The organism is Gordonia sp. YC-XJ4, from assembly GCF_059511865.1.
Map to the genome: position 1 here is coordinate 6,058,457 of NZ_CM183447.1, position 21,002 is coordinate 6,079,458.

At 67.3% G+C, this 21,002-nt stretch carries 19 protein-coding genes; 10 read left to right on the forward strand and 9 right to left on the reverse strand.

The window, feature by feature from the left end; translation table 11 throughout:
- The first annotated feature begins 89 nt into the window (after positions 1-89).
- Positions 90-1,265 carry a DUF475 domain-containing protein gene (locus tag AC5ZH6_RS27200; RefSeq protein ID WP_020172987.1) on the forward strand — a complete coding sequence of 392 codons (1,176 nt, stop codon included), beginning with the start codon at positions 90-92 and terminating at the stop codon, positions 1,263-1,265.
- Between the two features lie 118 nt (positions 1,266-1,383).
- Here AC5ZH6_RS27200 and AC5ZH6_RS27205 read toward each other — a convergent pair whose 3' ends face one another.
- From AC5ZH6_RS27205 to AC5ZH6_RS27215, 3 genes are read right to left on the reverse strand one after another with little or no spacing between them, the layout of a single operon-like run.
- Positions 1,384-2,145, reverse strand: a complete 762-nt coding sequence (locus AC5ZH6_RS27205; RefSeq protein WP_006373184.1) for an AIM24 family protein — start codon at positions 2,143-2,145, stop codon at positions 1,384-1,386.
- Positions 2,142-2,852, reverse strand: coding sequence for an AIM24 family protein (locus AC5ZH6_RS27210; protein WP_006373185.1), 711 nt, complete (start codon positions 2,850-2,852; stop codon positions 2,142-2,144). Before AC5ZH6_RS27210 ends, AC5ZH6_RS27205 begins: the two co-directional genes overlap by 4 nt.
- A 12-nt stretch (positions 2,853-2,864) precedes the next feature.
- Positions 2,865-3,485: an AIM24 family protein gene (locus tag AC5ZH6_RS27215; protein WP_006373186.1), complete on the reverse strand. Its 621-nt coding sequence runs from the start codon at positions 3,483-3,485 to the stop codon at positions 2,865-2,867.
- Between the two features lie 155 nt (positions 3,486-3,640).
- Here AC5ZH6_RS27215 and AC5ZH6_RS27220 point away from each other — a divergent pair, with 155 nt between their 5' ends.
- The 6 genes from AC5ZH6_RS27220 (at position 3,641) to AC5ZH6_RS27245 (ending at position 10,493) form a co-directional block, all read left to right on the forward strand.
- Positions 3,641-4,762 (forward strand): hypothetical protein, encoded by a 1,122-nt coding sequence (locus tag AC5ZH6_RS27220; RefSeq protein ID WP_094601408.1) that lies wholly within the window; start codon positions 3,641-3,643, stop codon positions 4,760-4,762.
- A complete protein-coding gene (locus AC5ZH6_RS27225) occupies positions 4,759-5,985 on the forward strand; it encodes an HpcH/HpaI aldolase/citrate lyase family protein (RefSeq protein WP_094601409.1) in 1,227 nt (408 codons plus the stop codon). The genes AC5ZH6_RS27220 and AC5ZH6_RS27225 overlap by 4 nt, the downstream gene beginning before the upstream one ends.
- Entirely contained in the window at positions 5,982-7,226 is a 1,245-nt protein-coding gene (locus tag AC5ZH6_RS27230; protein ID WP_043456881.1) for a phosphoribosyltransferase family protein, read from the forward strand. The genes AC5ZH6_RS27225 and AC5ZH6_RS27230 overlap by 4 nt, the downstream gene beginning before the upstream one ends.
- The gene (locus tag AC5ZH6_RS27235) at positions 7,223-8,344 is read left to right on the forward strand and encodes a cysteine protease StiP family protein (RefSeq protein WP_014362047.1); all 1,122 of its coding nucleotides are present in this window, start codon (positions 7,223-7,225) and stop codon (positions 8,342-8,344) included. Before AC5ZH6_RS27230 ends, AC5ZH6_RS27235 begins: the two co-directional genes overlap by 4 nt.
- Before the next feature lie 83 nt (positions 8,345-8,427).
- Positions 8,428-9,210, forward strand: a complete 783-nt coding sequence (locus AC5ZH6_RS27240; protein WP_043457389.1) for a haloacid dehalogenase — start codon at positions 8,428-8,430, stop codon at positions 9,208-9,210.
- Entirely contained in the window at positions 9,207-10,493 is a 1,287-nt protein-coding gene (locus tag AC5ZH6_RS27245) for a TerD family protein (protein WP_094601410.1), read from the forward strand. The genes AC5ZH6_RS27240 and AC5ZH6_RS27245 overlap by 4 nt, the downstream gene beginning before the upstream one ends.
- A 21-nt stretch (positions 10,494-10,514) precedes the next feature.
- On the opposite strand, the gene AC5ZH6_RS27250 is transcribed toward AC5ZH6_RS27245, so the two are convergent.
- Complete coding sequence (locus AC5ZH6_RS27250) at positions 10,515-11,117, reverse strand: TetR/AcrR family transcriptional regulator (RefSeq protein WP_006373193.1); 603 nt, start codon at positions 11,115-11,117, stop codon at positions 10,515-10,517.
- A gap of 154 nt (positions 11,118-11,271) precedes the next feature.
- On the opposite strand from AC5ZH6_RS27250, the gene AC5ZH6_RS27255 reads away from it, so the two are divergent.
- The 3 genes from AC5ZH6_RS27255 to AC5ZH6_RS27265 all read left to right on the forward strand — a co-directional run bounded on the left by AC5ZH6_RS27255 (position 11,272) and on the right by AC5ZH6_RS27265 (position 14,909).
- The gene (locus AC5ZH6_RS27255; protein WP_240524041.1) at positions 11,272-12,780 is read left to right on the forward strand and encodes a class I adenylate-forming enzyme family protein; all 1,509 of its coding nucleotides are present in this window, start codon (positions 11,272-11,274) and stop codon (positions 12,778-12,780) included.
- Positions 12,781-12,952: 172 nt separating this feature from the next.
- Complete coding sequence (locus AC5ZH6_RS27260) at positions 12,953-13,714, forward strand: alpha/beta fold hydrolase (protein ID WP_094601412.1); 762 nt, start codon at positions 12,953-12,955, stop codon at positions 13,712-13,714.
- A 19-nt stretch (positions 13,715-13,733) separates the two neighbouring features.
- The gene (locus AC5ZH6_RS27265; protein WP_094601413.1) at positions 13,734-14,909 is read left to right on the forward strand and encodes an FAD-dependent monooxygenase; all 1,176 of its coding nucleotides are present in this window, start codon (positions 13,734-13,736) and stop codon (positions 14,907-14,909) included.
- Here the strand turns inward: AC5ZH6_RS27265 and AC5ZH6_RS27270 are convergent.
- The 5 genes from AC5ZH6_RS27270 to AC5ZH6_RS27290 are packed head-to-tail and all read right to left on the reverse strand — an operon-like array spanning position 14,856 to position 20,998.
- Positions 14,856-16,082 carry an acyl-CoA dehydrogenase family protein gene (locus AC5ZH6_RS27270; protein WP_240524042.1) on the reverse strand — a complete coding sequence of 409 codons (1,227 nt, stop codon included), beginning with the start codon at positions 16,080-16,082 and terminating at the stop codon, positions 14,856-14,858. The two genes, AC5ZH6_RS27265 and AC5ZH6_RS27270, sit on opposite strands and share 54 nt — an antisense overlap.
- On the reverse strand, positions 16,067-17,260 hold the full coding sequence (locus tag AC5ZH6_RS27275; RefSeq protein WP_094601414.1) for an alpha/beta hydrolase family protein: 1,194 nt from the start codon (positions 17,258-17,260) through the stop codon (positions 16,067-16,069). The genes AC5ZH6_RS27270 and AC5ZH6_RS27275 overlap by 16 nt, the downstream gene beginning before the upstream one ends.
- Positions 17,257-18,366, reverse strand: coding sequence for a homogentisate 1,2-dioxygenase (locus AC5ZH6_RS27280; protein ID WP_006373199.1), 1,110 nt, complete (start codon positions 18,364-18,366; stop codon positions 17,257-17,259). Before AC5ZH6_RS27280 ends, AC5ZH6_RS27275 begins: the two co-directional genes overlap by 4 nt.
- 44 nt (positions 18,367-18,410) lie before the next feature.
- The gene (locus tag AC5ZH6_RS27285; RefSeq protein ID WP_496168054.1) at positions 18,411-19,625 is read right to left on the reverse strand and encodes an acyl-CoA dehydrogenase family protein; all 1,215 of its coding nucleotides are present in this window, start codon (positions 19,623-19,625) and stop codon (positions 18,411-18,413) included.
- Complete coding sequence (locus AC5ZH6_RS27290; RefSeq protein WP_006373201.1) at positions 19,622-20,998, reverse strand: 4-hydroxyphenylacetate 3-hydroxylase N-terminal domain-containing protein; 1,377 nt, start codon at positions 20,996-20,998, stop codon at positions 19,622-19,624. The genes AC5ZH6_RS27285 and AC5ZH6_RS27290 overlap by 4 nt, the downstream gene beginning before the upstream one ends.
- Between the last annotated feature and the right edge of the window lie 4 nt (positions 20,999-21,002).

The window sequence follows — 21,002 nt, forward strand, 5'->3', positions numbered from 1 at the left end:
CGGGTGCGGCATTCGTTGTACACACACCGCCGGTACACATGTCGTTTCGACTCCTGTCGCTCGTCCACATGTAGAAAGGCCACACTCTCGTGGTATTCCGAATATTCGGTCTCTCCATCGTCGTCACGGTCCTCTCGCTGATCGCCGCCTTTTTCTACGGCGGCACGACGGCCCTGTTCCTGACCCTCATCCTCGGCATCCTCGAGGTCTCGCTGTCCTTCGACAACGCCGTCATCAACGCCACCGTGCTGCGGCGGATGAGCGAGTTCTGGCAGAAGATCTTCCTCACCATCGGCGTGATCATCGCCGTGTTCGGTATGCGCCTGGTGTTCCCGCTCGTCATCGTGTGGCTGGCCTCGGGCCTGAACCCGGTCGAGGCGATGCGATTGGCGCTGAACCCGCCGGCCAATGGCGCCGACCACTTCCCGGACGGCTCGCCAAGCTACGAGTCGTACATCGTCGATGCCCACCCGCAGATCGCGGCGTTCGGCGGCATGTTCCTGCTGATGTTGTTCCTGGGCTTCATCTTCGAGGAGAAGGAGATCACCTGGCTCAGCTGGATCGAACGGCCGCTGGAGAAGATCGGCAAGCTCGATCAGCTCGAAGTGGTCGTCGCGGCGGTCCTGCTCATCATCACCGCCGAGTTCATCGCACCCGATCAGGAGCGGTCGACGGTTCTGTTCGCCGGCATCCTCGGCATGATCACCTACCTCGCCGTGAACGGTCTCGGTGAGCTGTTCAACACCGATGACGACGATCCCGACGAGTCCGATGACGAACGCGCACAAGCACAACGCACACCGGGTGTCGACGACGCCGCGGGCGTTGCCGACGCCGAGGTACGCCGCCGTTCGGGACCGAGTGATCTCGCCAAGGCCACCGGCAAGGCCGGCTTCTTCTTGTTCCTCTACCTCGAGGTGCTCGACGCGTCGTTCTCCTTCGACGGCGTCATCGGCGCATTCGCGATCACCGCGGACCCGATCATCATCGCGTTGGGCCTCGGCCTGATCGGCGCGATGTTCGTCCGTTCGCTGACCGTCTATCTGGTCCGCAAGGGCACACTGAGCGAGTACGTCTACCTCGAGCACGGAGCGCACTGGGCCATCGGCGCTCTCGCCCTGATCCTGTTCTACTCGATCGGCACCCACGTTCCCGAGGTCGTCACCGGCCTCGTCGGCGTCGTGCTGATCGTGGCGGCCTTCATCTCCAGCGTCGTCCGGCGCCGCAACGAGCCCGAGGACGCCAAGGATCACATCGAGATCTGAGTTCGACCGACACCGATACACCACACGGATACACCAACGCGGCACGAGCTCGTGGGCGCCCCCTCTGCGCGGGGCGCGTCTACGGGTTCGTGCCGCGTTCGCGCGTTGTGCTTGTCTCCTACTGCTGTTGCCCCAGCTGCTGGGTGATCTCCTGATTGATCTGCTGCAGTCCGGGCACCGACAGTCCGGGTAGGTGGCCCTGGATGGTCCGGACGATGGAGGTGTCGTTGCGGACCTTCTCGCTGGACTGGATGAGAACCGTTCCGCTGCCGGTGAAGTCGAACTGGCGCTCCTCGCCGGAGTTGATGCCGAAGCGCCGGCCGGCGGCGGCGATGAAGGAGTTCACCCACGCCTCGTCGAAGTGATGGCTCGGCGACGGGCAATCGGCCCATCCGACGAGGGCTTCGGGGTCGACGCGCACCGGCGGTTCGGCGAACATCACCGGCCCGTTGGACGACGCGAGGAACTTCCCGGTGCCGATGAGCGTCAGGAAGCCGGGCACGATCGACTGCTGCAGCGACAATTGTGGTTGGAAAGCAAGGAGATTGGCGGCCCGGATGGTGAGGTTGCCGTCGTCGAGGTCGTAGGCGTTGATGTTGTAGCCGCGGTCGCCGATGATGAGCTTGCCCTGACCCTCTGCCACCACGTAGTCGCCGAGGTGCAGGGGAGCCGAGAACTGTTGGGCCACCATGTGTAACAGCTGCCCGGAGAGGCCGTGGGTCAGGGCCGTGAAGTTCATCTGCCCGTAGTAGGCGATCATCGCGCCCTTGGACATGAACCATGGCTGGTTGAGGTCGATGCAGAAGGAGTAGTCGTTGTCGGGGATGTTGTCGTCGGTCGGTAGGGTCGCCGGATTCCAGACGGTGTTGAGCTGGCTCACAACTTCTCCTCCGATGCCTGTACGTAGACGACGCCTTGTCCGGCGCACTCCAGTTGCATTGCCTCACCGCCGGTTCGGCCGACGTTGCGCCAGCTGACGGTGGACCGCAGGGTGGTGTTGACCTGTCCGGCCGCCCCGACATAGGCCTGGGGGTCGACGGTCACCGGCGGCCGGTCCGGTGACACGGGAAGCTCGAAAACCCCTCCGTGACCGAGGATCACGACCTGTCCGGGTCCCGACAGCTGCGTGGTGAACATGCCCTGCCCGGTCATCGCGCCGGCGGCCGCCGACCGCATCGAGCGCAACAGTCCACCTCCACCACCGCCTCCGCCACCACCCTGGGAAGTCACCGACACGATGGACGCCTGCAGATTCGAGGTGTAGGCAAGTGTGCGTGAAGCCTCCACGCGGATCATCCCGCCGACGGCGCCGACGTCGATGATCTGGACCTCGATCCCACGAAAGCCGTAGTGCACCACGCCTTGTCCCTGGGCGACCATCGTCGACTCGTGTTCACCGGACATCATCCGCCCGGCCATTCCGGCAACTCCGCCCATGCCGCCCATCCCGCCGCCGGCACCGGCGACCTGGTGGGGTTGGAAGAAGACGTTGCCGGTGTAGAAGAGCATCGCCCCGCGCCGCGCGACGACCGGCCCGCTGCGGCTGATGTCGACCGAGACGACCTTGCTGTTGACCTTCTCGAACATGTCGGTGCTCCCCTATCGCTCGGCCGGTTGGATGGAGACCACGCCGGTACCGTCCCAGCGCAGCGAGAACGCCTCTCCGCCACCCTGTCCCAGCGCGCTGCGCCAGCTGACGTCGGTGACGAAGGACTGGCTCAACGCGCCGCGCGCACAGACGAAGGCGTCGGGGTCCACGACGAGCGGATACTGCGGGCTCACCTCGAGATGGATCAGTGGGCCGCCCTGCGAGAGCAAGGCGATCTGACCGTGGCCGGTGACGGTGGTGGTGAACAGCCCCTGACCCGCCGTCGCGCCGCGCACCCCGGCAAAGGTGACGTTGGTCTGCAGATTCCCGTTCAGCACCATCAACTGCTGGGATTCGACCTGCAGGGTCTCACCGTTCATCTCGATGATGGTGGTCTCGGCGGCGTTGTGGGCGAAGTACACCACCCCGCTACCGGAGGCCTCCATCAACGACAGTCCCTCACCGGTGGCACGTTGCTTCATCCCGGCGAGAAGCCCGTCGCCACCACCGAATCCGGCGGACTTGAAGTTGACCTGTCCCTCATAGGCGACCATCGACCCCGACAGTGCCCGGACCGCCGTGTTGTTGAGCCGGGCCTCCACCACCCGTTTGGAACGCTGTACGAGCTGCATACGCCACCCCTTCGCGATTGTGCCGTTCGTCCGATACGACACGCCTGCCGAAGAACCTAGTCGATAGCATCGGTGGCGTGCCCAGGAAGTTTGCGAGGAGATGGTTCGGGGCCAGCTCACGTGCACAAGCCGATCTCGATGCGTACACGACTCGAATGACGTCGGCGTTCCTCGCCTCCGAATCCGCACTCTCCGACATCGACTCCGCGGTGCAGACCGCACACGATCTCGATCCCCGATCCCGCGTCCGCGATCAGTGGACCTCGGTCCGCGAACGCTACGCAGAGGTGACCGCCGAGTATCTCCGACTCTCGGCCGCGGCGGGCGCGCCGGAGGGACCACGCCCGGGCGTCGAAGAGCTCACACGCTGCACCGACGCGCTGGGCGCGATGACCGAGGAGATGACCCGCTTCGGGCAGACCCACGCCGCCGAACTCGATCGCGCCCGGCATTCGATCACCGAACTCGGCGTGCTCGAGCAACGCGCGCGGGTCGCGGCGACCACGTCGGCGACCGCACTCGATCAGGCCCCACCCGAGCTCCTCGGGCTGCGTACCGTCTCCCGTGCCGCCGACGCATTGCGTGACGCGACGATCTCGTTCGGCAGCGCCGATGGCATCCGCTCCCGGAAGTCGGCGGCGACGGCGGTGCTCGCCGCCGCCGACCGCGTCGGGTCGGCGTTGTCGGACGCTCCCGGCTTCGCCGACCGCGCCCTGCGCGTCATCCGGTCGGTCGACACCCGCCGCAGCGCGATCGAGACCCGCCAGGCTCAGATCCCCGACCAACTCTCGGCCCTGCGACGCGAGTTCAGTGGGGACTGCTCGCAGGATCTGCAGAACTCCGACGCCGTCATCCGCGAGCACTTGCGGGCCGCCGACGCCCACCTCGAAGCGGCCCGGACCGCTTTGCGCACTATGCCCGACCAGGCCATTGACGATGCGGAGGCCGCCCGCGACGATCTCGACGCCGCCGAGCAGGCCGTCGATGCCGTCGGCGACCGGCTACGACTGCTGCGTGAGGTGCGCGCCGATCCGGCGGCCACCGAGCAGCGGGTGCGGTTCCGGTTACGAGACGCACAACACTTCGCGGTCAACAACGCTCTGGTTGACGAATGGGGCTCGGTGCTCGATGCTCAGGCCGACCGGATCTCGAGGGCGCGGGGGGTGCTCGACCGAGTTCACCCCGATTACTGGTCGTATCTGACACAGCTGCGTGCCGTGGACCAGCGCATCGTCGAGATCGTCGACCGCATGAGAGGACAGGTGGCCGCACGATGACCACGACCGCGCCGCGGGGTGTCGACTCGACGAATCAATTCACCGACTCGACGGCCGAAGTCACCGGCCCGAGGCATTTTCACCAGCTCGCTCCCGACGTCCTCGACCGGCTGTTCCTGCGTCGGCCCGAGCCGATCACGGCCCAGTGGTCGACGCAACGCACCGCCGTCGCCCTGGGTGCGACGCTCTACGTTCCGGCCACCCGCCCCGACCTGGCCGAGGTCATCGCACGACGTCATCGAGAGGGCGTCATCTCCATGGTCATCGACCTCGAGGACGCCGTCGCCGACGAGCATTCCGACGAGGCGATCGACGCGACCGTCGCCGCCCTGCACCAACTCGACGGCTCCGCGGCCGGGCAGATGTTGTTGTTCGTGCGGGTCCGGGAGGTCTCCCAGATCTCCTCCATCACCTCCAAGCTCGAGTCCGCCGGGGCGCTCTCCGGCTTCGTCATCCCGAAATTCTGTGCCGGCGAGGCGGATACGGCGTTGCAGGAGATCGATCGGTCCGCGCGACGTCTGGGGGTTCACCTGTGGGCGATGCCGGTGCTCGAATCGGCGGCGCTGGTGCACCGGGAGTCGCGTGATGACGAATTGGCCACCATTGCCACAGCTCTCGACGATCATCGCGATCAGGTGCTGGCGGTGCGGATCGGCGCCACCGACATGTGCGGGCTGTTCGGCATCCGGCGCGACCGCGATCTGACGATCTACGACGTGCGGGTGGCGGCCGACGCGATCGCCTGCGTCGTCAACATCCTCGGCCGCGCGGACGGGACCGGTCACGTCATCACCGGGCCGGTGTGGGAGTACTTCGCCGACCACGAGCGCCTTTTCGCCCCGCAACTGCGCACCACCCCGTTCCGCGATCACGACGCGGTGTGGTTCCGCCAGCAGCTCGTCAGCCGCGACATCGACGGCCTCCTCCGCGAGATCGCTCTCGATCGCGCGAACGGCATGCACGGCAAGACCGTCATCCACCCCGCACATGTGGCACCGGTGCACGCGTTGAGCGTGGTGACCCACGAGGAGTACCACGACGCGGTCGACATCCTGGCCGGCACGACCGGCGGGGTGGCCGCATCGGCGTACCGCAACAAGATGAATGAGATGAAACCGCACCGCAAGTGGGCCGAACGGGTGATGGACCGGGCCGCCGCATTCGGCGTCACCGCACCCGGCGTCAACTTCGTCGACCTGCTCACCGCGATGGACGCCGCGTGAGTTCACCGAGCCACACGAGTACCACCGCGCGGCCCGCGGACTGGGTGGCCGAACAGTTCGGGGTGTCGATGACCGGTACCGATGATCTGGTGATCCTCGGGCTGCGGCGCAACCGTCGGCGGGCGCACCTGCTGGTGTCGACGGTGCTCGGCAAGCACATCCCCACCCCGCCCGCCCGGGTTCGTGGTGCCGCCGACACCCTCGGCGACGCCGTGATCGACCTTGTCGGTGCCGACCTCGCCGCACGTGCCACGGTGCTCGGGTTCGCCGAGACCGCGACCGGCCTCGGACATTGTGTGGCTCACCGCTGTTCGGCGCGACTGTATCTGCACTCCACGCGGCGACACATCGCCGGTGTTCGGGTGTCGGGGACCTTCGAGGAGGGCCACTCGCACGCCACCACTCATCTGCTGCAACCGAGTTCGCGCGAACTGTTGTCACTGGACCCGGCGGCGCCCGTGATACTCGTCGACGACGAGATCTCCACCGGCTCGACCGCCTTGCGTGCGATCACCGCGCTGCAGCAGATCACCCCCCGCGACCGGTATGTGGTGGCGTCACTGGTGGACATGCGCACCGATGCCCACCGTGCCGAATCCGCGCGCGTCGCAGCCGAACTCGGCGTCCGGATCGATCACGTCGCACTCGCGGACGGGAGCATCGAGCTGCCCGAGGGGCTCGTCGACGCGGTGTGGGACAGCGTTGCCGACCCACTCAACCCGGTCGATGACCGACGTGGCCGCGTCACCGAGATCGCTCTTCCGTGGCCGACGGGCGTACCCGACGGTGGCCGACATGGGTTTGCGCACAGCGATTCCGAGGCTTTCGCTCATGCGGTCGCCGACGCCACCGCGGCGGTGGCCGACCACCTCGATCCGGCGCTCGAGGTGGTGGTCGTCGGTCACGAGGAGCTCATGTACCTGCCGCTGTGTCTCGCCGAGGAACTCGACCGGCGTGGCATCCCGACGCGATATCAGACGACCACCCGCTCACCGGCACACGTCCGCGACGTCGACGGTTACCCGTTGCGTCGCGGGTTCACGTTCACCGCACCCGAATCCGACCCCGGGACACCCCGTTTCGTCTACAACCTGGTGCCGGGCGCACCAGTGGTGATGGTCATCGACACCCCCGCCGACACCGACCTGCTGCGCGCGCCGGGCGGGCTGCTCGACGTGGTGACCGCCGCAGGCCACGACGTGTGCCTGGCGATCCTCCCGACCGGCAAGGGGCCCCGATGACCACACCAGCACCACCGCCGCTGCGCGGGCCCGCGTTCGGGTCGTACGACCCCGACGAGGTCACCTGGTTGCTGAAGGACCTCTCGCACGTGGCGCTCGAAGGTGAGCTGGCCGAGCGTGAGCGTCGCATCCAGTCCGGCGCCGCCCATTACGCCGAGTCCCTACCGATCGAGTACCAGCCGGGCACGCAATACCAGGAACTGTTCCATACGGCTCTGCGGGAGTCCGCTGCCCGGCTCGCGCACGCCACCGCAGTGGTCAGCGAACTCGTTGTCGCCGAACGTGACCGGCAGCCCACGCTGGTGTCACTGGCGCGCGCGGGCACCCCCGTCGGCATCCTGATGCGGCGGTGGATACGTTTCGCGCACGGCCTCGACGCACCGCACTACACGATCTCCATCGTGCGGGACCGCGGCATCGACACCGTCGCCCTCGACCACATCACCGCACGGCACCGCCCCGAGTCGGTGGTCTTCGTCGACGGGTGGACCGGCAAGGGCGCGATCGCGCGCGAACTCACCGACGCCCTCGACGCCTACGCCCGTGCCGGCGGCGCGCGGCTGGCCGACGAGCTCGCCGTCCTCGCCGATCCCGGGTCGTGTACCCGCACCTACGGCACCCGCGACGATTTCCTCATCGCCTCGGCGTGTCTGAACTCGACGGTGTCGGGATTGGTGTCGCGCACGGTGCTCAACGCCGACCACATCGGTCCCGGGGAGTTCCACGGCGCCAAGTTCTACCAACACCTCCGGGAATTCGACGTGTCGAACCTGTTCCTGGACACCGTGTCCGAGCGTTTCGCCGAGGTGGAGCCCGACGTCCGGAGAAGTATCGAGCGCATCCTCGACAGTGATCGAGAGCCGCGGTGGTCCGGCTGGGCGTCGATGGAGCGCCTACGCGACGAGTACGGGGTGTCTTCGGTGAACTTCGTCAAACCCGGTGTCGGCGAGACCACCCGCGTGCTCCTGCGGCGCGTGCCGTGGATGGTTCTCGTCCGCGAGCCGGATCTGCCCGAACACCACCACATCCGGGTGCTCGCCGCCGAACGCGGGGTTCCCGTCGAGGTGCGCTCTGATCTGGCCTACTCGTGCGTTGGGCTCGTCAAGGAGGATGCGTGAGCGGCCCTGCCACCCCGGGACAGTTCGCCACCGGTCTGGTCGCCACCGACCTGGATCGCACCCTGATCTACTCCCGAACGGCGATGGGCGAGAGCCAGTTTGCCGACGTCGATCCGGTGTGTGTGGAGATCTATCAAGACGCCCCGCTCTCGTACATGACCCGCCGGGCCCACGGCCTGTTGGCGCAGCTCACCGAGCTGGTGCCGGTGATCCCGGTGACCACCCGAACGCCGGCGCAGTTCGGGCGGATCACGCTGCCCGGCAGTCCGTTTCGCCATGCGGTCGTCTCCAGCGGCGGCCGCGTGCTGTGCGACGGCGCCGACGACGCGGCGTGGCGGGCCCACATCGAGCGACGCGTCGCCGCCACGTCGGCACCGCTGGCCGAGGTGACGGCCGGGCTGGCGGCCCGCATCGACGACGGCTGGGTGCGCTCGCTGCGCACCGCCGACGATCTGTTCTGCTACATCGTCGTCGACCTCGACGGCCAGCCTGCGACCTTCCTCGACGACTGGCGCGCCTGGTGCGCGGCCCGGGAGTGGACGGTCTCGCAGCAAGGCCGCAAGATCTACGCGCTGCCGCGCGAGGTCACCAAGTCCGCGGCACTCGCCCACGTCCGCGAGCGGCTCGTCGACGACGGCACGCTGGCCACCGAGAACGAGGTCTACGCCGCCGGCGACGGCCGCCTCGACATCGACCTGCTCACCTACGCCGACGCAGCCGTCCGACCGTGCCACGGCGAACTCGAGCAGATCGGTTGGACGCGCCCCGATCTGACGATCACCTCCGATCCCGGTGCCCTGGGCGGGGAGCAGATCGTCGAATGGTTCCTCGCCCGTGTCGGCGCGGATGCCAGGATGGGGACATGACCGTACTGACCAAGGGCCAGAACGCACCACTGCCGGGAAGTGAGGTCCTCGTCTCCGTCGATGTGGGAGCTCCGGCCGATCTGTCGGCGCTGCTGGTGACCGACGCGATGACGGTTCGCACCGACGCCGACTTCGTGTTCTACAACCAGCCCACCGGACCGGGCGTGGACCTGCAGAATCCGACGAACCGACCCGTGCTGCGGGTCCGGACCGACGCGGTGCCCGCCGACATCCACGCCGTACGCGCGGTGATCACCCTCGACGACGCGTCGTCGAGCTTCGGCCGACTCGGGGCTCTGGTCGCCCACGTGACCGACGCCCGCGGCACCGAACTGTTCACGTACACGATCGACGGGCTCTCCTCCGAATCGGTGGTCGTGGCGCTCGAGCTGTACCGCCGCGGCGCCGGCTGGAAGGTCCGCGCGGTCGGCCAGGGTTACGCGGGCGGATTCGCCGACCTCGTACGCGATCACGGCGTCTCGGTCGACGATGCGCCGGCCCCGACGCCGGCCGCCCCGGTGACCCCACCTCCGCCACCGCCACCCGCGCCGACATCCGGATATGCCCCGCCACCACCGGGATTCACTCCGCAGGGTCCCGCGCCGCAAGGATTCGCCCCGCCACCTCCGGTGCCGCCGACTCCCCCGGCACCGACACCGGCACCGGCACCGCCCAGCGCGCCCGGCGAGGTCAGCCTGACCAAGAATCGGCGCGTGGATCTGTCCAAGGGCCAGAAGGTGTCGCTGCGCAAGGACGGTGGCGTCGCGCTCACCCGCATCCGCATGGGCCTCGGATGGGACCCGATCAAGCGCGGCGGCTTCTTCGGCGGACGCCAACGCGACATCGACCTCGACGCCTCGGTGCTCATGTTCAGCCGCGGGCAGGTCGCCGACGTCGTCTACTACGGCAGCCTGCGCAGCGACGACAACTCGATCGTGCACTCCGGCGACAATCTGACCGGTCAGGGCGAGGGCGACGACGAGGTGATCAACGTCGATCTGACCGCGATTCACCCGGCCATCGACAATCTCGTCTTCACCGTCACCTCGTATCAGGGGCAGACCTTCCAGGAGGTCGACAACGCCTACTGCCGCCTCGTCGACGAGACCACGGGCGCCGAGTTGGCCCGGTTCACGCTTGCCGGCGGGATGGCGTTCACCGGGGTGACGATGGCGGTCATCTCCCGTGAGAACGGGGAGTGGAAGCTGCGCGCAATCGGTGACGGATTCCAGGGCAAGACCCCACGCGATGCGGTGCCGCACGCGGCACGGCATCTGGCCTGACGCACGCGATCCGGCCTGACGTCAGTCCGTCGGGCCGTACATCGCGCCGTACCACAGCGCGGTCATGGTGGCGATCGCCGTCTCGTCGTCGGGCGGCTCGACACCGATGTCACCGTTGCCCGCCAGCCATGTCCAGCAAAAGGATTCGAGCATCGAGATGATCGCCGACGCCATCGTCGGCAGGTCGATGCCGGCCAGATGGCCGGCCTTGCGGGCACGCTTGAGGTGCGTCATGACCCCGCGCATCCCGACCGCGCGCATCTCGCGCGCACGTTGCGCGTACCTCTCGTCGGTCATCGCCATCTGCGTCAGCCCGATCATCTCCGGCAGATGCTGGCGCGACGTCGTCCAGTACGCGGTGACCGCACCGCGCACACTCTGGTACGGGTCGTCGGACATCGCGGCCATCGACTGCTCCATCACCTCACCGGTGAACTGGTCGAGGAGGGCGTCGAGTAACTGCGCCTTGTTCTCGTAGTAGTTGTAGAACGATCCCGGCGAACGGCCCGCCGCGCGCGTGATGTCGGCGATCTTGGCGTTGAAATAGCCCTGCTCGGCAAACACCTCGCGGGCGGCGTCGAGCAGCGCCCCCTCGGTGCGCTCACCCTTGCGCTTGGTCGCCATCGCCGCTCTCTCTGTGTCCGTTCATGCCGGTGGTCACGCCGCGCGTGAATCCGGATTGGAGATTACGGGACCGGCCGATCTGACCGTAACCGAACGCGGAACTGTTTCTAAATCTAGACTCAGTTTCAGAATCAGCATGTTCGGAGGTACCGCCATGACCGCACAGGCCATCATCCACGACAGCATCGATGCCGCGGTCCGTCGGCGTGCCCGCGAGCACGCCGACGACATCGCCGTCGTCGACCCGTGTCGGTACCTCACGTGGAGCGATCTCGATGCGGCCGCCGACCGGCTGGCCGCGACGCTGGCGGCACAGGGCGTCGGGCGCGGTGATCGGGTGGCGTGGTTGGGGCCGAATGTCGCCGCGTATCCGATCACCGTGCTGGCCGCGTGGCGCCGTGGCGCGTCCATCGTCGGGCTCAATCTCCGTCTGCCGGCGGCGGATCTCGCCGCGATGACGCAGGCGGTGCGTCCCGCCCACCTGGTCTACGAGGCGCACTATTCGGAACTTGCTGCCGCCCTGGATGTTCCGGGCCGAACCGTGGTGGCTCCAGACGATGAGATGTGGCCGCCCATTGTGTCGGCGGGTGATGCCGGCGTCGATCGTGCGGCGATCGATACCGACGCCGACGACGAGGCGCTGATCTACTTCACCTCGGGATCGACCGGACACCCGAAGGCGGTGCCGTTGACCCGCGGCGCGATCGAGGCGACGCTGCCCTATGCAGCCGTCCACCGCTTCGACGAGAACTCCCGAGCGCTGGTGATCCCACCGAACTTCCATGCCGCCGGGGCGACCTGGGCCAACTACGGCATGTACATCGGGATGCGGCTGGTCTACATCGCCGACACCTCTCCGGCGGGCATCGCCGATGCCATCGTGGAGCACGGCATCACCCACATCTTGATGGTGCCCACCTTGATCCACTCTCTTCTCGGCGAACTCCGCGAGCACCCTCGAGCGCTTCCGTCGCTGCAGCACGTCGGCTACGGCGCCTCGTCGATCACCCAGCAACTGCTCGGTGACGCCATCGGACTCCTCGGCTGCGAGTTCGCACAGGTCTACGGTCTCTCCGAAACCGGTGGCGGCGTGGCCTTTCTGGAGGTCGAGGATCACCTGGGCGATCACCCCGAGCGACTGTCGTCGGCCGGAAAACCCGGTGCCGGTATCGATGTCGAGGTCCGCGGTCCGGACGGGTCGGTACTCGCGGCCGGCGAGTCCGGCGAATTGTGGTTTCGCTCGCCCTGTGTGACCCGTGGCTATCTCGACAATCCCGATGCCACTGCGCGGGTGCTCGTCGACGGCTGGTTCAACACCCGTGACATCGGCTTTCTCGACGACGAGGGCTACCTGTATGTGCAGGGCCGTTCGGACGACATGATCTGCACCGGTGGGGAAAACGTCCACCCGCAGGTCGTCGAGGAGGTCCTCGCTGCGATGCCCGGTGTCGAGGAATGCGCGGTGTTCGGCGCGCCAGACCCGCATTGGGGCCAACGGGTGTGCGTGGCGGTGGTCGCCACGGAACCGATCAGCGATGTCGAAGTGATCGCTTGGTGCACCGAGCGTCTCGGGGGCTTCCAAGTTCCCAAGTCGGTGGTGTTCCTCGACGAACTGCCGCGCACGGCGACCGGGAAGGTCAAGAGGTCGGCGTTGAGTGTGTGATCGACCGCGTGTGGGATCGACCGCGTGTCACGCCACATCGATCGCGACCGGCACCGCTTTCGGCATTGATCGCCGGACCGTATGAATAGTCCGATATTCCGTCCTTGTCTTACATGGATGGCAAACCTAGCGTGGCAGAGGTATGGGGTGGATCACAGCTGAGAGGTCGCATATGTCCACATTCGTTCTCGTCCACGGTGCTTGCCATGGCGGATGGTCATGGCGACCGGTCGCCGAGATCCTGCGCGAACAGGGTCACACCGTCTACACGCCGACGCTGCCGGGGCTCGGCGCCGAAGACGCGCGAGCAGAGGTTCGGCTATCGGATTCCGTTGCAGCGCTTGTGGATTACGTCGCGGCGCGGGACTTGCACGATATCGTTCTCGTGGGACACAGCTGGGGCGGGTTCCCCGTGTCCGGCGCTGCCGCGGCGATCGCCGACCGGATCGACCGACTCGTCTACTGGAGCGCGTTCGTTCCGCTCACGGGCGAATCGCTGATCGATCTGTGCCCACCGGCCTACGGCGACATGTTCCGGGCCTCGGCCCAGTCGTCGCGGGACAACTCGGTCATGTTTCCCTTCGAGGTCTTCGCAGCAGCGTTCATGCAGGACGTCGGCGCCGAGGTCCAGCGAGTCATCCACCCGCTCCTCGAACGCCAGCCGTTCCACACCATGAACGACTCGCTCGACCTCGATGACTGGGCGCGGCTCGCACTTCCCTCGGTGTATCTGCTCGCCGAGGACGATTTGGCGCTGCCCCCAGGCGAATACGGTTGGGAACGCTTCGCCGAGCGCCTCCCCGCAGGCTCGCTGGTGCTGCGGACGCCTGGCAGCCATGAAGCGCAACTGTCCTCACCCGCGACACTCGCTGCGAGCTTTGTCGAGGCGGCGACGGTGCCACTGCAACCGAAGGTGTCCTCTGCTCGGCGGTAGCCGAGCGGAGGAGTGAGACGTGCACAGCCCACGCATCGCAATCATCGGTGCAGGTATCGGCGGCCTGACGCTGTCACTCGCGCTTCGGCGCCATGGCATCGCGAGTGAGATCTACGAACGCACCGAGGAACTCCGGGAGGTCGGTGCAGCCGTCGCGCTGTCGGCGAACGCGACGCGCTTCTATGAGGGTCGGCTCGAACTCGGTGACCGGTTCGCGAAGGTGTGGGCCGAGATTCCCGAGCTGATCTTCCGTGACGGCCGCTCCGGCGAGGTCATCGGCCGGCAATACGGCGGCGAGGAGTACCGCCGGCGTTACGGCGCGCCCTACGCCGGCGTGCACCGGGCCGATCTCCAGGCCATCCTGTCGGAGGCAGTGGGTCCCGACACCCTGCATCTGGGCCGCACGCTCACCGGCATCGACGACAGTGGCACCGAGGCGGTTCTGACCTTCCACGACAGCTCCACCGCCGCAGCCGATCTCGTCATCGGTGCCGACGGTGCCCGCTCCACCGTTCGACGACTCGTGCTCGGCTACGACGATGCCCTCTACTCGGGCTGTTCCGGCTTTCGTGGCATCGTCGACCCGTCGCACCTGAGGTCACTACCGGACCCCGCGGCCATCCAGTTCTGGATGGGGCCCGGTGGTCACCTGCTGCACTACCCGATCGGATCCGGCGCACATAACTTCTTACTCGTCGAACGTGGCCCGGCACCGTGGCCGTATCCTGCCTGGACGGATCCGGCCACGGATTCCGAACGGATGGAACGTTTCTCGCGCTGGCATCCGGCGGTGACGGAGATGGTCGAGGCGGCCCCTGTCGGGGATCGCTGGGCGTTGTTCCACCGCCCGCCGCTCGCGCGGTGGAACCATGGCCGCGTCACACTACTCGGCGACGCCGCGCACGCCCTCGTCCCGCACCACGGTCAGGGCGCCAACCAGTCCATCGAGGACGCCATCGTCCTCGCCGACCAACTCGCCGCGGGCACCGATCTCGACGCCGCGCGCGCCGGCTATGAGGACCTCCGGCGAGACCGCACCCGGCGGGTGCAGTACGCCTCGATCACCACCGCCGACGTGCTCCACCTCCCGGACGATTCGCCACTTCTCCACGGGCGCAACGCCCGTCTGGGAGCACCCGGCCTACCCGCTCGCCATCTCGACTGGATTCACGGCTTCGTTGCCTCCCACTCCTGAGGTCACGAGGTCCAGGCATCCGTCCAACACCGCACGATCGTAATACTCCGCCGGGGTTCCGCCGGCCACCGCGAGGGTTCGAGCGTGCCGAAAGTGGAGGTGCGCGTCGTGTTCCCAGGTGAATCCGATGCCACCGCTGACCTGGATGAGTGAGCTCGACGCCGCCAGATAGGTCTCGCCGGCCGCGGCATGGGCCAATGACGCGAGGTGCACTGCGGTATCGGGGTCGGCAAACGTCGCACGGTCCAGCGCCGCGGCGCCCGCGGTCACCAGTCCGCGGGCACCGACCACGTCGACCGCGGTCTGCGCGCAACGGTGCGCAATGGCCTGATAGCTGCCGATCGGGTGGCCGAATTGCTCTCGCACTCCGGCGTATTCGACCATCAACGACACACACCCCGCAGCGCCGCCGACCTGCTCGGCGGCCCGCAGCAGCGCGGACGCATCGCGGAATCGTTGCAGCGCAGCATCATCGCCGGGCTCGGTGACGAGCAGGGCCGGCGCATCGGTGACGGTCACATCGGCGCGCGGCAGTGCAAAGTCGACGGTGGGTCGGGATCTCCGGTCGGCGGAGTCGTCGAGTACCACCAGCGCGGCGGCAACGCCGTCGTCGGTGCGCACCTCGGTGACCGCGAGCCCGGCAACAACACCGTGCGACAGTGCCGAGAGCACACCGGTCGCCGCGCCGGCACGCCAGAGCGGCAGAGATTGCGGCTCTGTGATTTCGGTGCCGAGAGTCGACCCGGGGACGACCATTCCGGAGAGTAGACCGTCGATGGTTCCGGTGAGGTCGACGGCATCAGTGAGGCCACCCAGCGCCCCCTCCCCCAGAGCCCCCTCACCCAGCGCCCAAGTCGCGAGCACGGCGGCCCGCACCGGTCCTGGATACAGAGCGGCTCCACACTCCTCGACGGCGGCCACCAAACAATCCAGACCCAAACCCAGACCACCCCACCGCGGCGGAATTCCCAAGCTGCACAGCCCGACGTCCGTGGCGAGCGTCCGCCAGCTGCTCTCGTCGAATCCACTCGGCTGCCGGCCATCCCTGGTGCGGCGTACCTCGTCGAGACCTGGACGGGTCGCGAAGTAATCGCGCAGGGCGGCACGCACCTCGTCCGGTGAGATGTCGGGTGTGGTGCCGGCCGGACGGGTGCTGCTCAGAGACTCGTCCATGACCGCTCGCCCAGCCACTCGGTGATGGTGCCGACCGCCTTCTTCAGGTACGGCAGCTGCGCGCGCCCCGAATAGTAGTGGGTAGCACCGACGATGGTGCGCATCTGCTTGTCCGGGTGGCCGACGGCGTCGTAGAGACGTTGGGTGTGGCTCGGCGTGCACGCGTTGTCGGCGCTGTTGCCGAGTACCAGCGTCGGCACGGCCAGATCGGCGGCACACCGCGGACCATCGCCGTTGGCGTCGTCGAAACTCCACTGCGACAACCAACTCCGTAAGGTGGTGAAGCGGGCCAGACCCACCGGTCCCATGTTGACGATCCTCGGGTCGCCGAGGTAGCAACCCGGTTCACGGTCGTTGGGGTCCTGGGTGAGGTCGAGCCACCGGGGGTCGGCCATGGTGCCGTGCACGACGAATCCCCGCTCCATCAACGGTTCTCCCTTGGCCCGCAGATCCTCGAGTTGCTCGCGCACCCACGCCGTGATGCGCCGGTTTCGGTCGATCTGGGCCGCACGGTATCGGGTGAGGAATTCGTCGGTGTACGGCGGCTGATTCGGGTTGTTCGGGTTGTAGAGATCGAGTTCGGGATCACGCTTGTCGGGATCGGTCTCGTCGAGGATCGACGGGTCCATCCATTCGGTGAGCGTGCCGTGCCTGCTGACATGTGCGGCGAGCAACATCATCCCGTCCGCCGCAGGCAGATCGAGCTGCGTCAGATCGGGCGGCTCGCCGGCGGGGGTCGCGGTGACCGTCGCATGTTGCGCCTGCTGCTGGTAGTACAGCGACAACGCTCCGCCGCCACTCCACCCGGCGAGAACGACATTGCGGTACCCGAGCCGATCGCGGGCATCGGCGACGCACGCGCCGAGATCCTGGACGACCTTCTCCATGATCAACGCGCTGTCGACACCCCGATAGCGGCTGTTGCAGTAGATGACGTGGTGCCCGGCGCGGGCCAGCGCATTGGTCATCGGTAGGTAGGCTCCACCGCCGATGGGGTGCATGAACACGATGACGGTGTCCGAGCTGATTCCTTTGGGCTGCAACAGATAACTCTCGAGCACCACGCTCTCGGTGACACCGCCGTAGGTGTCCCGGTAGGCCGAGGTGTCGTCGAAGACGACGAGATACGGGATGCGGTCGTAGTCGAATTTGCGCGCCGTCGAATCCGTGGGGCTCATACCTGTGCCTCCGCGGCGACCTCGGCGGCAGCTGCGGCCGTCATCACCGGGGTGGCGGTGAGTCGAAGACGGGTGTCGATCGCGATGACCTGCCATTCGACGCGTTGGTCGACCTCGAATCGGCGCCGGGCTCGTTCGCGCGCGCGTTCGGGAATGCCGTGGTGGATTCCTTGTGGCGCATGCGAAATCAGACCGGGCGGCATGTCGATGCCGAAGACGCTGCCGCCGTGATAAAAGGCGATCTCGTCGAAGTCGGTGTTGCGGTGATACCAGGGCAACCGTTCGGTGCCCGGGCGGCCCTCGACGGGCCGGGGCAGGAAGTTCATCACGTACACGCCGGTGGCCTGCATGAACAGATGCACCGTCGGTGGCAGATGCACTGTCTCGGAGGTGATCACATCGTAGTCCTCGATGTTGAAGGTGAACGCGAAGTTGTCTCCGCGCCAGCCTTCGACGTCGAGCGGGTTGAACGGGTAGAAGAGCGACGTGGCGCCCTCACGCTGCCGGAACCGCACCTCGTACTCTTCGCGCCCGTCGTCGCCGAACACCTCCGCCTCGGGCACGACCACCAACGACGGGTCGAACGGGAAGAAACGTCCCAGCACGCCTGCGTCGGGGACCCGGTATTCCTCGGTGGCCTCGATGATCAGGAAGTGGCAGCGATCGTCGGGGATCTGCCGGAAGGTGGTGCCCTTCGGGAGGTAGACCCAATCGCCCGGGCGGTAGGCCAGACGCCCGAATTCTGTCTCGAAATGACCGGTGCCGTCGTGGACGAAGATCAACTCGTCGCCATCGACGTTGCGGGTGTAGAAGGGCGCCACGGTGTCTCGACGCGACAGCGAGATCCGACAATCGGCGTTGTGGAACATGAGCAGCGGCTCACCGGCCGGGTCGATCTGATCGGTCGGCGTCAGATCCGTTGTCGCGCGGTCGACCCCGGCGAGATCTCCGACGGCACGGTACTGCGTCGGGTCGTTGCGGCGGTACAGGTGTGCGGTTCGCCCGGTGAACCCGTAGCGGCCGAGCTCGTCGTCCTTGAGGTCCTCGACGTCGCGGTGAACCTGACGAGGCGTCCGGCCCTTGCGGTGGGTGATGAACGACTCCATCTCGACACTCCTTCGTGGGTGGTGCGGCACGGTCGTGCCGGAAACTATCGGCGGGGCAACCCGAGTCCGCGTTGGGCGATCACGGAGAGCTGGATCTCGTCGGTGCCGCCGGCCAGGTGCAGGGCGGGGACGCCGAGGATGAATTCCGACCACGCGAAGGTGTCGGGGTCACCGTTGTCGACGAATGCCCGCTCCCCGAGCACTTCGGTTGCCAGGCGGGCGATCTCGTCGGCGGCGCGGACCATCAGCAACTTGAGCACCGATCCGCTGACCGGCGCCATCCGGTGGCTCCACGATCCGGGGCTGAGCCCGGCCGCGGCACGCATGGCGGTCACTGCGGTTACGGTACGCGCGATCTGCGGCCGATGGACCGGATCCGCCTCGGCGTCGAGGCGGCGCACCAACTCGACGAGCCGCGCCATCACGACCGGCGTCAGCGGGCCACCGGGTCCGCTCATCGTCGACCGCTCGCTACCCAGGCTCGTCGATGCCACCGCCCAGCCCTCACCGATCCCCCCGATCCGACGGCTGTCGGAGACCCGGACCCCATCCAGAAAGACCTCGTTGAACGCCGCTCCACCGGTCATCTGCCGGATCGGGCGCACCGTGATCCCGGGCGCATGCATGTCGAGCAGGAACATGGTGAGGCCGGCGTGTTTGGGCGCCTCGGGATCGGTGCGCACCAGGGCCTCGCCGACGTCGGCGAGATGGCCCATCGAGGTCCACACCTTCTGACCGGTGATCACCCAGTCGTCACCGTCACGCACCCCACGGGTGGTCACAGACGCGAGATCCGATCCGGCGCGCTCGCTGAACAGCTGGCAGCCGATCAGATCGCCCCGGAACAGCGCGGGCAGCACGGAGTCACGCAAGTGCGCGGGCGCGTGTCGGAGCAGGGCCGGCGCGACGATGTTCAATCCGACGAAAAGTGCTTCGCGGGACGGGAATCCGAGCTCGTCGAGGACATTCTCCAGGACCTCGTCGTGTGCCGCGGACAGCCCGAGACCGCCGAGTTCGACCGGCCCGCCGGGCCATGCGACACCCGCGTCGAACAGCGCCCCCTGCAGTCGGCGCATCCGCGCGACCACCTCCTCGTGACCCGCACGAAGCTCTTCTACCGCCGCGATCCGGTCGCCTCCGGATTCACCGGCGTCGGGATCTTTGACCTCAGAACAGAACTCACCGGTCATGTCTGCGAGGCGACGCCGCAGATATCGGGCGAAGGCGTCGAGCCCCGTGGGAATCCCGGTGAGCGTCATGCCAATCCCGCGAGCTCCAGAGCCGCGCGCTTGGCCTTGTCCATGTCGTAGTGTTTGCGTGCCACCAGACGTTGCGCGTAGAGTCCGCCGCCGGACTGCAGCATCGTCACCAGCTGCCAGCCACCATAGGCGTCGGCGGTGAAGTCGCGGATGGCGTGGAACAGTCTGGTGCGGTAATCGCCGTCGATGCCGTCCTTGGTGCGCATGTACTTCTTGATCAGCGGGCCCACCTCGTCGTTGTCGAGGTCGGCGGTCGACGGTGCGGTGAGGATCGAGCCGCCGCCGATGTCATGGAGATGTCGCACCATCAGGCTGTAATCGGCTGCGGCGTAATGCTTCGCGGCATTGGTGTAGAGCTCGCTCGGAAAGTACCAGCCCTCCGGGCTCTCCTCGGCGTTGGCGATCGCCGCCTCGAGGCCGGACCGGACCATGGTGGCGTAGATGACCATTTCGGCGATCTTCTCGCGAATGTGGTTGATGCGTTCGGTGCCGTTGGCCTCGGCGATCAGCTGCGCCAGCCCGACGAGTTGATCGGCGAACTCCGACATGTGGGCGGTTCCGCCGAGACGCTCCCACAGTCCGAGCGCGTGGGCGAAGGTCGCCGAATGGCCGACCTGACCGTCGAGGAAGACCCGCTCGGCGGGGACGAAGACGTCGTCGAAGATGATGAAGCCCTCGGGCATATTGTGTTTCGCGCTGACCGGGAAGTCGCCTTCGCGCTCACGGGGTGCGTAGCTGGTGTTGACGATGCGCACGCCCGGCGCGTTGACCGGCACCGCGCATGCGATCGCGTAATCCTCCTCGCCCGGTTTCATGTTCTTGGTGGGCATGACGACGAGTTCGTGACAGACCGCCGCCGACGAGATGTGCAGTTTGGCGCCACGGATGACGACGCCGTCGGGGCGGCGCTCGACGATCCGCGTGTAGACGTCGGGATCCTCCTGCGCCCCCGGCGGCAGCCGACGGTCGCCCTTGGCGTCGGTGATGGCCTGCACGCAGCGCAGGTCGTTGCGCCGGCAGTAGTCGAAGTAGTCCTCGATGCGTGCGGACGCCTCGGGGTGATCGGCGCGCATGCGGGCGGCCGCGGTCAGCAACGCGAGCAAGCCCTGGCTGGTGGTGACGGTGACCATGTCCCAGTGCAGCAGGTCCGACAGCAATTCCTTGAGTTGGGCAGGGCTGCGCGGGATGTCGAAGTACGGACCGCTCGCATCATCGCCCGGTCGGTAATGGTCGGCGTAACCCTGGCCCACGAGTTCGATGGCGGTGGCGAATTGCGGGTGCCGCGAGAGATCTTTGACCTGCTCCCCCTCGGCGAAGATCCGGCGACCGTCGTCGAGGGACGCGACGTAGGAGTCCCTGGTCATCATCGCCATGTGA

Excerpts from the sequence above, each read along its gene's own strand:
- AC5ZH6_RS27210 (WP_006373185.1), bottom strand. The coding sequence starts at position 2,852 with ATGTTCGAGAAGGTCAACAGCAAGGTCGTCTCGGTCGACATCAGCCGC.
- AC5ZH6_RS27215 (WP_006373186.1), bottom strand. The coding sequence starts at position 3,485 with ATGCAGCTCGTACAGCGTTCCAAACGGGTGGTGGAGGCCCGGCTCAAC.
- AC5ZH6_RS27220 (WP_094601408.1), top strand. The coding sequence starts at position 3,641 with ATGACGTCGGCGTTCCTCGCCTCCGAATCCGCACTCTCCGACATCGAC.
- AC5ZH6_RS27225 (WP_094601409.1), top strand. The coding sequence starts at position 4,759 with ATGACCACGACCGCGCCGCGGGGTGTCGACTCGACGAATCAATTCACC.
- AC5ZH6_RS27235 (WP_014362047.1), top strand. The coding sequence starts at position 7,223 with ATGACCACACCAGCACCACCGCCGCTGCGCGGGCCCGCGTTCGGGTCG.
- AC5ZH6_RS27240 (WP_043457389.1), top strand. The coding sequence starts at position 8,428 with ATGGGCGAGAGCCAGTTTGCCGACGTCGATCCGGTGTGTGTGGAGATC.
- AC5ZH6_RS27245 (WP_094601410.1), top strand. The coding sequence starts at position 9,207 with ATGACCGTACTGACCAAGGGCCAGAACGCACCACTGCCGGGAAGTGAG.
- AC5ZH6_RS27250 (WP_006373193.1), bottom strand. The coding sequence starts at position 11,117 with ATGGCGACCAAGCGCAAGGGTGAGCGCACCGAGGGGGCGCTGCTCGAC.
- AC5ZH6_RS27255 (WP_240524041.1), top strand. The coding sequence starts at position 11,272 with ATGACCGCACAGGCCATCATCCACGACAGCATCGATGCCGCGGTCCGT.
- AC5ZH6_RS27260 (WP_094601412.1), top strand. The coding sequence starts at position 12,953 with ATGTCCACATTCGTTCTCGTCCACGGTGCTTGCCATGGCGGATGGTCA.
- AC5ZH6_RS27270 (WP_240524042.1), bottom strand. The coding sequence starts at position 16,082 with ATGGACGAGTCTCTGAGCAGCACCCGTCCGGCCGGCACCACACCCGAC.
- AC5ZH6_RS27275 (WP_094601414.1), bottom strand. The coding sequence starts at position 17,260 with ATGAGCCCCACGGATTCGACGGCGCGCAAATTCGACTACGACCGCATC.
- AC5ZH6_RS27280 (WP_006373199.1), bottom strand. The coding sequence starts at position 18,366 with ATGGAGTCGTTCATCACCCACCGCAAGGGCCGGACGCCTCGTCAGGTT.
- AC5ZH6_RS27285 (WP_496168054.1), bottom strand. The coding sequence starts at position 19,625 with ATGACGCTCACCGGGATTCCCACGGGGCTCGACGCCTTCGCCCGATAT.
- AC5ZH6_RS27290 (WP_006373201.1), bottom strand. The coding sequence starts at position 20,998 with ATGGCGATGATGACCAGGGACTCCTACGTCGCGTCCCTCGACGACGGT.